The following is a 13,421-nucleotide window of genomic DNA, read 5'->3' as shown; positions in this document are numbered from 1 at the left end:
GGCATATTTAACAAGGTAAGGATAATGTAACATATGGGAATGCCAGCCGTCAATTAAAGATTAACCAAAATGATATGTATTGAATGAAAAAGTGGATATTGTTGACGGGGATATTGTGTGATATTTTAATAGTAAATCAGGAACGAAATGAATAAAACAGGAAAAAATGACGGCATAATGAGTGATTTGATTGGAAATATCCATAACCAAAACGATGGGGACAATATTGCCGAAATGGAATGGAGGATCAGGAAAATGAGGTTTGACTTTAAGGACAAGATAAAATTCACCAGGGCGGTCTTTTACAGTTTCCGTCCGATCCCGCTTCCAAAACCTTTTAAGGATGGAACCGGGGGGATGGGAAAATTTGCTCCAGAGAGGGGATGCATGGAGCTTTATGATCAGGAGGGAGGCTGTGCCCACTTAAGTGTCGGCCCGGCCTTTGCGGCGGACATCCTGCCCATGATCCTGACCGGAGAGACAAAAAGCTATAATGACTGGAGAGAGACGCTTTACTGGAGAGTGCGCAATGCTGGATTCCAGAGCGAGAAGGCCGTGGAGGTAGGACAGCTTGACCTGATGATGCTGGATCTTCTGGCTCAGAGGGCAGCGAAGCCTCTGCACCGTTTCCTGGGGGCAGAAAAAGACTGGGCGGCGGCCTATAAGGGAGGAGGTTCTCTGCTTTTAGAGGATGATGAACTGGTGGCAGATATGACCCGGTATGTAACAGAAGGGTACAGGACGGTTAAGTTTAAAGTAGGGAGCGGAGACGGAACCGACATGGAGCGGGATATCCGCCGCTTAAAAAAGGTTAGGGAGGCCGTAGGCCCTTCTGTGGGGGTAGCGGTAGATGCCAATCAGAGATGGAATGTAGAGGAAGCATACCGTTTTGCGCAGATGGCAGCCCCTTATAATCTGGAATGGCTGGAAGAACCCATTCACTCCAATGATTTTAACGGTATCCGCCGATTAAAGGAAATGGGAGTGCCTGTGCCGATCGCCTTTGGTGAGTCCATGCGAATCTCCTATATGTACGAGATTTATCTGGAAAAAGGGGTGGATCATGTGCAGCCCTCCATAGGACGGATGACGAGGATCGACGACCTTTTGACCATTCGGGATCTGGTCAGGGAGCATCAAGCCGTATTTTCCTCTGGGGGACGTATCTATCTGAATGCTATTTTCGGCTGTCTCTATGGGGAAAATGAGCGGATTGAGTTCCATGAACCCATTACCGTTCCGGTGGGAGAATATACGCTGTATAAACCGGAGGAGAGGGACGGGCGTATCATCTGCAGCCAGGAAATACCGGGAATCGCCCCCAGGATGGATGTGGAGAAACTGGAAAAAGACGGGCTTATGGAGAGCAGACAGGTATTTTATGCGCCGAAGGCGTAAGGGAGAAGAGGGGAATGAAAATGGCAAGAGAGAAAAATGCAGGGGAAAGGGCGGTTCATGCCGGCGGACGCAGCTGGTGGAAAAAGAATGTGGGGCTGGCTCTGATTATTCCGTGGTGGATCGGTTTTGCGGTGTTTAAGCTGTATCCCTTTATCACATCTATGGTATACAGCCTTCATGATTATAATCTGTTCCGCCAGCCTAAATTTCTGGGGCTTGGAAATTACATAAGCATTCTAAATGACAGCCTGACCATGAAGGCGTTTTGGGTCACATTTAAGTATGCGGTATGCACGGTACCGCTGGAATTGGGATTTGCACTGTTTATTGCTTATATTCTGAATTATAAGATGAAAGGGATCAATTTTTTCAGGACTGCGTACTATATTCCGTCCATTCTGGGCGGGTCGGTTTCCATTGCTGTTTTGTGGAAATTTCTGTTTAAAACAGAAGGACTGGTAAACATGATCCTGGGCCGGTTTGGTGTGGAGCCGTTTAACTGGCTGGGAGATCCCAACGGTTCCTTTCTGGTGATTGTGCTTTTAAAGGTATGGCAGTTCGGCTCTCCGATGGTTATTTTCCTTGCAGCACTTAAAGGCGTATCAGAAGATCTTTATGAGGCGGCCTCTATTGACGGGGCGAGAAAGTGGAGGCAGTTTATAAGCATTACCGTACCGCTCATCACACCGGTTATTTTTTATAATTTCGTCACTCAGCTGTGCAACAAGTTTCAGGAATTTAACGGCCCGTTTATCATTACTCAGGGCGGCCCCCTGCGTTCTACCACACTGGTTTCGCTGCTGGTCTACAACAATGCGTTCAAGTCCTATGACATGGGTATGGCCAGCGCTATTGCGTGGCTGCTGTTTCTGATTATTATGATGTTTACTGCTGTTGCGTTCATCAGTCAAAAACATTGGGTGTATTACAGCGATGAGGATGGGAGGTAGCAGAAAATGACCAGAGAACAGAAACGGACGATTGGCACATTTCTTAGATATGTCCTTTTGATTGCGGTGGGGATTATTATGGTGTATCCGCTGATCTGGATGGTGGGGGCGTCCTTTAAAACAAATTCGGAAATATTTTCCAGTGTAGGCTTCATTCCGAAAAATCCGGTAATTACCGGTTATGTGAAAGGATTTGCGGGATATGAGGGAATGACGCTGCTGCATTTTATGGCAAATACGTACAAGATTGTTCTTCCAAAGGTGATCGTTACCCTGGTTTCCGCAACGATCACAGCCTACGGCTTTGCACGATTTGATTTTTTTGGAAAAAAGTTTTCCTTTGCGGTTTTAATGTCTACCCTGTTTTTGCCCCAGGTTGTACTGAATGTGCCTCAGTATATCCTGTTTAATGAGCTTGGATGGCTGGATTCCTATCTGCCGTTGGTTGTGCCGTCCATTCTGGCGGGTGATACCTATTTTGTATATATGCTGATCCAGTTCCAGAGAGGAATCCCCAAGGAACTGGAGGAAGCGGCGCAGATCGATGGCTGCAGTATCATGAAAACGTTATGGTACGTGCTGGTCCCCATGCTGAAACCGGCAATCGTATCCTGCGGACTGTTTCAGTTTATGTGGGCATCCAATGATTTTATGGGGCCGTTAATCTATGTAAACACTGTTGCCAAATTCCCAGTATCTATTTTCCTGCGTATGTCAATGGATGCGGAAGTGGGATTTGAGTGGAACCGCGTACTGGCTATGTCACTGTTAGCGATTATTCCGTCACTGGTTGTATTCTTCTCGGCACAGAACTCTTTTGTGGATGGGATTGCTGCCGGAGGCGTGAAAGGGTAAAAATTATAATGTATGGAGGGATTACGATGAAAAAGAGAAAATTTATGGCAGGAACGCTGGCCTGTGCGATAGCAGGCTCTCTGGTCGGCTGTATGCCTACGCAAACGGCTCCGGCAGATACGAAACAAGAAGAAACGTCAACGGCAGCGGCGGCGGATCTTAAAGTAAATACGACGGATCCCATCACTTTGCGTATGAACTGGTGGGGCGGCGACAACCGGCATAAGGCAACGCTGGAAGCAATACGGGCCTTTGAAAAGAAATATCCCAATATTAAAGTAGAGGCAGAATACGAATCCTTTACAGGCCATGAGGAGAAGGTGGCACTGGCATTAAAATCGGGATCAGCGGCCGATGTGATTCAGCTGAATATGGATTGGGTATTTAATTATTCTCCTGAGGGTGGAATGTTCACAGACCTTAATTCCCTTTCTAATGTGATTGATCTGACTGCATATGATAAAACAGATCTTGATTTCTTTACAACCAATGGCGTGCTTCAGGCGCTTCCGGTCAGCAATACCGGTCGTGTATTCTATTGGAATAAGACTGTATTTGATAAAGTCGGCGCAGAAATTCCGACCACATTGGATGAGTTGTATGGGGCTGGAGAAAAGTTTGCATCTTATGAGGATGGGAGTTATTATCCGCTGGTAGTAAAAGAATTAGACAGAATGACATTGATGGTATATTACCTGCAGTGTAAATATGGCAAGCCATGGGTGGAAAATAATGAACTCCAGTATAGTCAGGAGGAGATTGAGGAGGGAATGGAATTTCTTAATATGCTGGAGGATAAGCACGTGATCCCTACTCTGGAAACACTGGCTGGAGATGGTTCGGAACTGATTGATACAAATCAGAAATGGATTGACGGACATTACGCAGGAATTTATATGTGGGACAGCAATCTGCTGAAACATAAAGAGGCGGCTTCAGGATTTGAGTTTACAGGAGGAGATTTTATAAATATGGGAGATTACCATGGAGGTATGTCAAAAGCATCTATGGTATTCGCGATTCCAAAGACAAGCGAACATCCGGCAGAGGCTGCGGCCTTGATCCAGTTCCTGCTTGGTGATGAGGAAGGTGTGAAGATTCTATCAGATACCCGCGGTGTTCCGGCAAATAAGAAAGCTCTTACATATCTGGATCTTTCCAATAGTGTTGCGGCAGCTGAAAATGAAAAAATGGCGGCATGGACGCAGTTTAAATTTGATCCTGTTTTTGAACGCGCCCCGCTGAAGAATGCAGATGGAACCTATTTCCTTACCCAGCAGATGCTCAGCTATAAGCAGGCGGATGCGCAGGAGTGTGCAAAAATTCTTATGGATGGAATCAACGAGCAGCTGTCGGCTGCGCAGAATCCTTAATCATTTTCAAAAATGAGGTGGATACCATGAATGTGACAAAGACACTAACGGCCATTGCAGCAGCAACCGTCACAGCGCTTGCACTGGCCGGATGCGGAGGATCCGCAGACACGGCTTCAAGCAGTGCGTCAGACTCATCTGGTACAGGGGGAGAGACGGCAGAGATCCGTTTCTCCTGGTGGGGCGGCGACAGCCGTCATGAGGCAACAGAGAAAGCTATTGCTGCTTTTGAGGCGAAATACCCCAATATCAAAGTGGAAGCAGAATACGGGGCGTGGAACGGCTGGGAGCAGAAACAGTCCCTGAATTTAAGCGGCGGCAATGGTGCAGATGTAATGCAGATCAACTGGGGATGGCTGGACTCTTACGGCCAGGGCGGCAATGCATTTATAGATTTAAACGAATACAGCGATGAGCTGGATCTGTCCCAGTTTCCGCAGGAAAGTCTGGATTCCTGCACCATAAACGGAAAGCTGATGGCAGTGCCTGTTTCCTTGACAGGACGTCTGTTTTACTGGAATAAAACCACATTTGACGAGGTGGGCTGCCAGATCCCTTTCGATCGGGAATCCCTGCTTGCAGCAGGAGCGGCCTTTAAGGCATATGATGAGGATGCATATCCGCTGGTGCTTCAGGCATATGACCGTATGATTTTTATGGTTTACTATCTCGAATCGGTTTACAACAAGCCGTGGGTAGAGGATGGACAGCTTCAGTACACTAAGGAGGAGATCGCAGAGGGAATGGAATTTATGAACCAGCTGGAGGATGCCCATGTGATCCCGACCCTGGCTGTTCTGGACGGCGATATGTCCGACTCCATAGATAAAAATGCCAAGTGGATCAACGGAAAATATGCAGGTATCTATACCTGGGACAGCTCCGCCAAGAAAATGTCTGATGCGCTGGAGGAAAGTGTGGACAAGCCAGGCCAGGAAATGGTAATGGGTGATTTTATCCAGTTTGGGGACTATAACGGCGGATTTACAAAGATTGCACAGGCATTTGCCATCCCTTCTACCTGCAAATATCCCAGAGAAGCGGCTATGCTGATCGACTTTCTCCTAAATGACCCGGAGGGGGTAGAAATCTGCGGTACAGAACGGGGAATCCCCTGTTCCATGGCGGCGGTAAAGCTTCTGGATGAGAAAAATATCGGAGATGAACTGGCAAAGGAATCAAACGAGGCCGTTATTTCCCACTGTAAATTTTCCATTGACAGTAAGTTTGAAAATCCCGATCTGCAGGCCAATCCCGATGGAGTGTATTACAAGGTATTTGGAAAACTGAGCGCCCGTGAAAAGGAGCCGGCAGAGGCTGCGGCTGAGCTGATAAAAGGTGTGAATGAATGCCTTGGAAATTAAGAGGGCCGTTCACAGTTTAAATATTTAATGACAGGAAAGGTGAAAAAATATTATGAAAATTGGATTTGTTGGATTAGGAATTATGGGAAAACCAATGGCAAAGAACCTGATAAAGGCAGGCTACGAGCTAATTGTCTATGATTTTAACAGGAAAGCGGTAGAGGATCTGGTATCCTGCGGCGCAAAGGCCGGCATAAGCGGAAAGGACGTGGCATCTCAGGCGGAAGCTGTGATCACCATGGTTCCCAATTCTCCCCATGTAAGGGCGGCTGTGCTGGGTGAAAACGGTATTGCAGAGGGAGCAAAGCCTGGAACAGTGCTGATCGATATGAGTTCCATTGACCCAACAGAGAGCAAAAAGATCGGTGAAGAGTGTGCAAAATACGGAATTGAAATGCTGGATGCGCCGGTTTCAGGGGGAGAGCCAAAGGCCATTGACGGAACGCTGTCTGTGATGGTGGGAGGAAGGAAAGAACTGTTTGACCAATATTACGATATGCTGATGGCAATGGCCGGTTCTGTGGTATATGTAGGAGAACTTGGATCTGGAAACGTGGCAAAGCTGGCAAATCAGATGGTAGTTGCCATCAATATTGCGGCGGTATCCGAAGCGCTTGCGTTTGCAAAAAAAGCTGGAACGGATCCGGAGCTTGTATATCAGGCAATCCGGGGAGGTCTGGCCGGTTCTACGGTCATGGATGCCAAAGCACCTATGATGCTCTCCAGGAATTTTAAGCCGGGATTTCGTATTGAACTCCATATCAAAGATCTGAACAATGCCTTAAATGCAGCCCATGCCATCAGTTCACCGGCTCCTCTGACCGCCCAGATGATGGAGATCATGCAGTTTTTAAAATCAGAAGGCTGCGACAGGGAGGATCACTCCAGCATTGTAAAATATTATGAAAAAATATCCGGTGTTACCGTAACCCCGGGCAAATAAAAGACATCCTTCAGGAGGCAGACGAAAATGATCCATACAGAATTTATGAAAGGTGTAATCGTACCGATTCTTACCCCTATTGATGAAGAAGAACGGATTGACGAGGCAAAGCTGAGAGAGCAGGTTGATTATGTCATCGAGGGAGGCGTGCTGGGGATCCTGGCATTTGGCAGCAACGGCGAGTTTTATGTGATAGAAGAGGATGAAATGAAGCGGGGGCTTAAGATCATGGAAGACCAGGCCGCAGGCCGCGTCCCCGTATACTTTGGCATCGGTGCAATCAGTACAAAGAAATGCTGCCGTCTGGCAAAGATGGCCCTTGAAAATGGTGCAGCAGGCATTTCCATCCTTCAGCCCATGTTTTTAAAGCCGACAGAGGCTGAGCTGTTCCTGCATTTTAAGACCATTGCAGAGAGCGTACCGGAGCTTCCAGTGCTGCTCTACAACAATCCAGGACGCGTAGGCTATACTATGTCAGCAAACCTAGTGGAACGTCTGGCCCATGAGGTGGAAAATATTGTGGGAATGAAGGATACCAGCGGAGATATCACCCAGACGGCAGAGTTCATACGCAGGAACCGGGATGTGGATTTTAAGGTATTTGGCGGAAAGGACACCCTTCTTTACGCTTCCCTATGCCACGGGGCAGTGGGCGGCGTCTGCACAGCGGCCAACTTTATGCCGGAACTGATCACGGATGTATATAATAAGTTTGTGGCCGGGGACCTGGCGGGTTCTCTGGAGGCTCAGTTTAAACTAAATCCCGTCCGTCTGTCCATGGACGGGGCAAGTTTTCCTGTAGCGGCAAAGGATATGGCAAACCTGCGGAGAAGAGAAATCGGCTTTCCCTATAAGCCGAATCTTGCAACGCCTGAGGGACCAGTGCTTGACAGGATAAAGAAGGAAATGAAGTCAGCCGGGCTGATTTGATCCGCATATTGTGTATGAAATATTATAGACCGGAACCATATTCGTATGGTCTGGTCTATATTTTTTTAGTTTCATTGTGCTCTGCTGGATTTTTGGCATCCGTCATCCGTCTACCCAAAAGATAGGAGTGTTTCGTTTCACGTAACGTCATTTATTAGAACAGCAAATGACAAAATTATGTCAATGGACGAGTATTGGGCTGATGATTGGGGCTGTTCCTCAATGGAGAATAGATAAACGGATTGGGACATTTGTGGTTCAACTCACGGTTGCCTAAACTCTGTATGTGTTGTATAATTATTCGCGATAATGCATCGTGTTAAAATGTGCTGAAAAATTTTGACCTGAAAATAAAGAATATGAATGATTTTTCAGACAAAAACAATGCAACTCAACCAAAATAAGAAGGAAGAACAATGAGAAAATTAGCATTAAGTGACGAGATCCTGCTGTCCATCCAGCAGCCTGCCCGCTATATCGGCGGCGAGATAAATATGGTGGTGAAGGATCACTCCCAGGTAAAGACAAAATTTGCCATGTGTTTCCCGGATGTATACGAAATCGGTATGTCCCATCTCGGCATTCAGATTCTCTATTCCATGTTTAACAGCCGGGAGGATGTGTGCTGTGAGCGTGTATACAGTCCCTGGATGGATCTGGATCCTATTATGAGGGAAAAAAAGATCCCTCTGTTTACTCTGGAATCCCAGGAACCGGTAAAGAACTTTGACTTTTTAGGCATTACTCTCCAGTATGAGATGTGCTACACCAATGTGCTTCAGATTCTGGATCTGTCCCAGATCCCACTTCACGCCTGTGACCGTACAGAATCCGACCCCATCGTCATCGGCGGAGGTCCCTGCGCCTACAATCCTGAACCGTTGGCGGACTTTTTTGATCTGTTCTATATTGGTGAGGGTGAGACGGTCTATTTTGATCTGATTGACCGGTATCAGGAAAATAAAAAAGCAGGAGGGTCGAGAAAGGACTTCTTAGAGCTGGCGGCAAAGATCCCTGGTATCTATGTTCCCTCATTCTATGACCCAGAGTACAATGAGGACGGTACCTTAAAGAGTTTTACCCCCAACAACAGCCATGCAAAAGAGAAAATCCGCAAGCAGGTAGTTGCTGATATGGACAGCGTGGGCTACATTGAAAATCCGCTGGTACCTTATATGAAGGTCACGCAGGACCGTGTGGTTTTAGAGATCCAGAGAGGATGTATCCGCGGCTGCCGTTTCTGTCAGGCAGGAAATGTATACCGCCCCTTAAGAGAACACAGTCTGGAGTATTTAAAGCGCTATGCCTACGATATGCTCAAAAGCACCGGCCATGAAGAGATTTCTCTTAGTTCTCTCAGTTCCAGCGACTATACCTGCCTGGAGGGCCTGGTGAATTTCCTTATTGACGAGTTTAAGGGAAAGGGTGTAAATATTTCCCTGCCGTCTTTAAGAATCGACGCCTTTTCCCTGGATGTAATGAGTAAGGTTCAGGATATCAAAAAGAGCAGTCTGACTTTTGCTCCAGAGGCAGGCTCCCAGCGTCTCCGCGACGTGATTAACAAGGGCCTGACAGAAGAGGTGATCCTAAAGGGCGCTTCGGAGGCATTTCAGGCCGGCTGGAACCGTGTAAAGCTTTACTTTATGCTGGGACAGCCCACAGAGACGACAGAAGATATGGAAGGTATTGCTCTTTTATCGGAGAAGATCGCGGAAACATATTATGATATTCCAAAGGATCAGAGAAACGGCAAGGTTCAGGTGGTTGCCAGTTCTTCCTTTTTTGTGCCAAAGCCCTTTACCCCCTTCCAGTGGGCGAAGATGTGCACTAAGGAGGAATTTTTAGAGAGAGCCAATATTGTCCGCAGCAAATTCCGTGAGATGAAGAATTTCAAGAGTTTAAAATACAACTGGCATGAGGCAGAGCTGACTGTCCTTGAAGGCGTTCTGGCCCGGGGTGACCGCCGGGTGGGGCCTGTGATTGAAGAGGCCTACAAAAAGGGGGCTGTGTTCGATTCCTGGTCTGAGTTCTTTAAAAATGAGATCTGGATGGAAGCGTTTGAGACCTGCGGTGTGGATATGGACTTTTATACCACAAGAGAACGAGGCCTGGATGAGCTATTTCCCTGGGATTTTATTGATGCAGGTGTAACGAAGGCATTTTTAAAGAGAGAATGGCAGCAGGCCTTAAAGGGCGAGGGAACGCCAAACTGCCGTCAGAAATGTTCCGGCTGCGGAGCCATGGGCTTTGGCGGCGGCGTATGTTTTGAGACCAGGGGGAAAGACCAATGAAAATCCGTATTAAGTTCAGAAAAACAGGAAATATGAAATTCATCGGACATCTGGATGTAATGCGCTACTTCCAGAAAGCTATCCGCAGAGCGGATGTGGAGATCTGCTACAGCGGCGGCTTCAGTCCCCATCAGATCATGTCCTTTGCCGCTCCTCTTGGTGTGGGAATAACCAGCAACGGAGAGTATGTGGATATTGAGGTACATTCCACCGACTCTACGGCCCGGATGATGGATCGTTTAAATGCCGTTATGGCGGAAGGCTTTGAGATCGCAGAGTACAGGCTGCTTCCTGACACAGCAGCCAATGCCATGTCAAGCGTGGCTGCTGCAGACTACACTCTGACCTTCCGGCCTGGATACGAGCCGGAGAATGAAAGCGAAGAGGAGTGGTTTAGAAAATTCACAGCCTTTTTTGATCAGCCTCAGGTCATTGTCCTTAAAAAGACAAAAAAGGGAGAAAAGGAGATGGACCTTAAGCCGTTTATATATGAACTTTCTGTAATGCCGGGAGAGAGGGATGAAAAAACGCGGCTCTTTATGAAAGTCTCAACAGGAAGCGCAGCCAATATCAAGCCTGAACTTCTTCTGGACGCTTATTATGAGAGGCTGGGAACCCAACGCCCGCCGTTTGCATTTATGGTTCAGAGAGAGGAAGTATATGCGGATCAGGCTTCCGAGCAGGAGAGAGAGAAAGGAAAACACGCCTTTATTCCCCTGGGAGCGTTAGGACAGGATATTGCGTGATGGAAAAACGGATTATTACAAGGCTTCATGGAAAAATATGTACAGCGCTGATCCGGGACGGGGAAGCAGAAGAACTTATGCTTGAAGAAGAAGGCAGTTCCACTGTAAATCATATCTATGTGGGACGGGTTCAGAAGGTAGTTCCCGGTATTAACGCGGCGTTTGTGGATGCGGGAGTCTGTGTGGGGTACTACAGCCTTACAGAGAATCGCAGTCACTTGTTTACAGATGCCGGCCGAAAGGAAGGCCCTTTGCGCCAGGGAGATGAGATTCTGGTTCAGGTCAGCAAAGACGGGGTGAAGACAAAAGCCCCGGTGCTGACCGCCAATCTCTCTCTTCCTGGCCGTTTCTGTGTAGTCACAGCAGGAAAAAAGGGAATCGGATTTTCAGGCAAGATCAAAGACAGCCAGTTTAGAGAAGCAGCAAAAGCCTGCCTGGATGCGGCGAATCTGGAGGGCATGGGCGTTATTGTGCGGACCAATGCAGAGCAGGCAGGAACCAGTGCGCTTTTAAAGGAGTATATGCTTTTAAGAGACCAGCTTAGAAAGCTGATGGCAGACGGGGCCTGCAGAACCTGCGGCTCCTGTCTGTACAAGCCCCTTCCTTCCTACATCACAGGGATCCGGGATGCCTATGAGGGACAGCTGGATGCCATTGTGACGGACGATAAAGAGATTTACGGACAGCTCAGGACTTATCTGGGGCAGGAGCAGGTAAAAGACGCAGAAAAGCTTCAGTTTTATGAGGATAGCCTTCTGCCTCTTTCCAGGCTTTACAGTCTGGAAACGGTTCTTAAAAAGGCCCTTGGAAAACGGGTCTGGTTAAAATCCGGTGGTTATCTGGTGATCGAGCCCACAGAGGCCATGACAGTCATTGATGTAAACACCGGGAAATATGAGGGAAAAAAGAAAATGGCAGATACCATACGAAAGATCAATAAAGAGGCAGCCGATGCGATCGCACTGCAGCTGCGGCTTAGGAATCTTTCCGGTATCATTATGGTGGATTTTATCGACATGGAACATGAGGAAGATAAAAAGGAGCTCCTTGACAGTTTAAAACAGGCTGTATCAAAGGATCCCATTCGGACGGTGGTGGTAGATATGACGCCGTTGGGACTGGTGGAGATCACAAGAAAAAAGGTGAGAAAACCGCTCTATGAACAGGCTGGCCAAACCTATGATGGGATGCAGGGGGATATGAGGATATGAAAATCATAATTGTTGGCTGCGGCAAGGTGGGAACCACACTGGCCGAGCAGCTGAACCGGGAAAATCATGATATTACGCTGATTGATACAAATGATGAGGCGATTCAGAATCTTTCTGACAGCGCTGACGTGATGGGAGTGACAGGGAATGGGGCCATTTACCAGGTGCAGATGGAGGCAGGGATCCAGGATGCGGATCTGCTGATTGCGACTACAAATTCCGATGAACTGAATATGCTCTGCTGCCTGATTGCAAAAAAGGCAGGCAACTGCCATACCATTGCCCGTATCCGTAATCCTGAGTATTCAGCAGAGATCCGTTATATTCGTGAAGAACTGAATCTGTCGCTGGCAATCAATCCGGAGCTGGCGGCAGCCAGGGAGATCGCGCGCATTTTACGTTTTCCGTCTGCCATCAAGATCGAGCCCTTTGCCAAAGGGAGGATTGAACTCTTAAAATTCCTGATACCGGAATATTCTAATCTGGATGGGATGAAGGTCGTGGATGTGGTCAGCCGTCTAAAGAGCAATGTGCTGATCTGCGTGGTAGAACGGGGAAATGACGTGGTGATTCCGGATGGAAATTTCGTGATGAAAAAGGGAGACAAAATTTCTTTTATTGCCTCACATCAGGACAGCGCCGAATTTTTCAAAAAGGCGGGAATTGACAACAACTCCGTTAAGAGCGCCATGTTTGTAGGCGGCGGCAAATTGACACATTATCTGTGCAATCTGCTGGAGGATACGAAGATCAAGATTAAGATCATCGAACGGGATGAGGAGCGCTGCCGCCGTTTAAGTGAACAGCTTCCCAAGGCCATGATTATTCACGGAGACGGAACCGATGAACAGCTGCTTTTAGAAGAGGGCATCCGTCAGACGGAGGCATTTGCCAGTCTGACCGGATTTGACGAGGAAAATATCATGCTGTCCCTTTATGCGGCCAGTCAGTCTAAGGCGAAGCTGATTACAAAGGTCAATAAGATCGCCTTTGAAAATGTAGTAAATTCCTTAAATCTGGGAAGCCTGATTCAGCCCAAGATGCTGACGGCGGAGATCATTCTCCAGTATGTCCGGGCTATGCAGAATTCCATGGGAAGCAGTAATATCGAGACCCTTTATAAGATTGCGGCGGATAAAGCCGAGGCGCTGGAGTTTCGGGTAAAAGAAGGCTCTCCCATTCTTGGGGTCTCTCTGGAGCAGCTCAAACTGAAAGATAACCTTCTGATCGCCTGCATTAACCGGGGAGGAACGATTATTACCCCCCGCGGCAAAGATACGATCCAGGCTGGTGATACGGTGGTGGTAGTGACGACCTGTACCGGTTTAAATGATCTGACAGATATTTTAAAGTAAAGGCG

11 protein-coding genes and 1 pseudogene are annotated in these 13,421 nt (G+C 47.6%); all 12 read left to right on the top strand.

All coding sequences use genetic code 11. The features are described 5' to 3' along the window. Positions 1–177 precede the first annotated feature (177 nt). On the top strand, positions 178–1,398 hold the full coding sequence (locus tag HW447_RS00930) for an enolase C-terminal domain-like protein (protein ID WP_243176168.1): 1,221 nt from the start codon (positions 178–180) through the stop codon (positions 1,396–1,398). Between the two features lie 20 nt (positions 1,399–1,418). Then, positions 1,419–2,348, top strand: a complete 930-nt coding sequence (locus HW447_RS00925) for a carbohydrate ABC transporter permease (RefSeq protein WP_176253733.1) — start codon at positions 1,419–1,421, stop codon at positions 2,346–2,348. Positions 2,349–2,354: 6 nt separating this feature from the next. Further along, on the top strand, positions 2,355–3,203 hold the full coding sequence (locus HW447_RS00920; protein WP_176253437.1) for a carbohydrate ABC transporter permease: 849 nt from the start codon (positions 2,355–2,357) through the stop codon (positions 3,201–3,203). Between the two features lie 26 nt (positions 3,204–3,229). Then, the gene (locus HW447_RS00915) at positions 3,230–4,576 is read left to right on the top strand and encodes an ABC transporter substrate-binding protein (protein ID WP_176253436.1); all 1,347 of its coding nucleotides are present in this window, start codon (positions 3,230–3,232) and stop codon (positions 4,574–4,576) included. 26 nt (positions 4,577–4,602) lie between these two features. Further along, positions 4,603–5,940, top strand: coding sequence for an ABC transporter substrate-binding protein (locus tag HW447_RS00910; RefSeq protein WP_330588930.1), 1,338 nt, complete (start codon positions 4,603–4,605; stop codon positions 5,938–5,940). Positions 5,941–5,992: 52 nt separating this feature from the next. Further along, positions 5,993–6,883 carry a 2-hydroxy-3-oxopropionate reductase gene (gene garR / locus HW447_RS00905; protein WP_176253435.1) on the top strand — a complete coding sequence of 297 codons (891 nt, stop codon included), beginning with the start codon at positions 5,993–5,995 and terminating at the stop codon, positions 6,881–6,883. A 30-nt stretch (positions 6,884–6,913) separates the two neighbouring features. Then, positions 6,914–7,813, top strand: a complete 900-nt coding sequence (locus tag HW447_RS00900) for a dihydrodipicolinate synthase family protein (protein WP_176253731.1) — start codon at positions 6,914–6,916, stop codon at positions 7,811–7,813. A gap of 108 nt (positions 7,814–7,921) precedes the next feature. Next, positions 7,922–8,090, top strand: a pseudogene (locus HW447_RS18340) (nuclear transport factor 2 family protein); the annotation flags it as partial. Between the two features lie 139 nt (positions 8,091–8,229). Beyond that, the gene (locus tag HW447_RS00895) at positions 8,230–10,104 is read left to right on the top strand and encodes a TIGR03960 family B12-binding radical SAM protein (RefSeq protein WP_176253434.1); all 1,875 of its coding nucleotides are present in this window, start codon (positions 8,230–8,232) and stop codon (positions 10,102–10,104) included. After that, positions 10,101–10,850 (top strand): TIGR03936 family radical SAM-associated protein, encoded by a 750-nt coding sequence (locus tag HW447_RS00890; RefSeq protein ID WP_176253433.1) that lies wholly within the window; start codon positions 10,101–10,103, stop codon positions 10,848–10,850. The genes HW447_RS00895 and HW447_RS00890 overlap by 4 nt, the downstream gene beginning before the upstream one ends. Beyond that, on the top strand, positions 10,850–12,061 hold the full coding sequence (locus HW447_RS00885) for a ribonuclease E/G (protein WP_176253432.1): 1,212 nt from the start codon (positions 10,850–10,852) through the stop codon (positions 12,059–12,061). Before HW447_RS00890 ends, HW447_RS00885 begins: the two co-directional genes overlap by 1 nt. Then, on the top strand, positions 12,058–13,416 hold the full coding sequence (gene trkA / locus HW447_RS00880) for a Trk system potassium transporter TrkA (RefSeq protein WP_176253431.1): 1,359 nt from the start codon (positions 12,058–12,060) through the stop codon (positions 13,414–13,416). The genes HW447_RS00885 and trkA overlap by 4 nt, the downstream gene beginning before the upstream one ends. Positions 13,417–13,421 lie beyond the last annotated feature (5 nt).

Origin of the sequence: Enterocloster alcoholdehydrogenati (assembly GCF_013282095.1) — a bacterium.
Taxonomy (GTDB): Bacteria; Bacillota; Clostridia; order Lachnospirales; family Lachnospiraceae; genus Enterocloster; species Enterocloster alcoholdehydrogenati.
Note: the sequence above shows the minus strand (reverse complement) of the source record. Positions and strands in the feature narration are given on the sequence as shown.

What these genes read in the sequence shown, in the direction of transcription:
- HW447_RS00930 (WP_243176168.1), top strand. Translation starts at nt 178, where the DNA reads ATGAGTGATTTGATTGGAAATATCCATAACCAAAACGATGGGGACAAT.
- HW447_RS00925 (WP_176253733.1), top strand. Translation starts at nt 1,419, where the DNA reads ATGGCAAGAGAGAAAAATGCAGGGGAAAGGGCGGTTCATGCCGGCGGA.
- HW447_RS00920 (WP_176253437.1), top strand. Translation starts at nt 2,355, where the DNA reads ATGACCAGAGAACAGAAACGGACGATTGGCACATTTCTTAGATATGTC.
- HW447_RS00915 (WP_176253436.1), top strand. Translation starts at nt 3,230, where the DNA reads ATGAAAAAGAGAAAATTTATGGCAGGAACGCTGGCCTGTGCGATAGCA.
- HW447_RS00910 (WP_330588930.1), top strand. Translation starts at nt 4,603, where the DNA reads ATGAATGTGACAAAGACACTAACGGCCATTGCAGCAGCAACCGTCACA.
- garR (WP_176253435.1), top strand. Translation starts at nt 5,993, where the DNA reads ATGAAAATTGGATTTGTTGGATTAGGAATTATGGGAAAACCAATGGCA.
- HW447_RS00895 (WP_176253434.1), top strand. Translation starts at nt 8,230, where the DNA reads ATGAGAAAATTAGCATTAAGTGACGAGATCCTGCTGTCCATCCAGCAG.
- HW447_RS00890 (WP_176253433.1), top strand. Translation starts at nt 10,101, where the DNA reads ATGAAAATCCGTATTAAGTTCAGAAAAACAGGAAATATGAAATTCATC.
- HW447_RS00885 (WP_176253432.1), top strand. Translation starts at nt 10,850, where the DNA reads ATGGAAAAACGGATTATTACAAGGCTTCATGGAAAAATATGTACAGCG.
- trkA (WP_176253431.1), top strand. Translation starts at nt 12,058, where the DNA reads ATGAAAATCATAATTGTTGGCTGCGGCAAGGTGGGAACCACACTGGCC.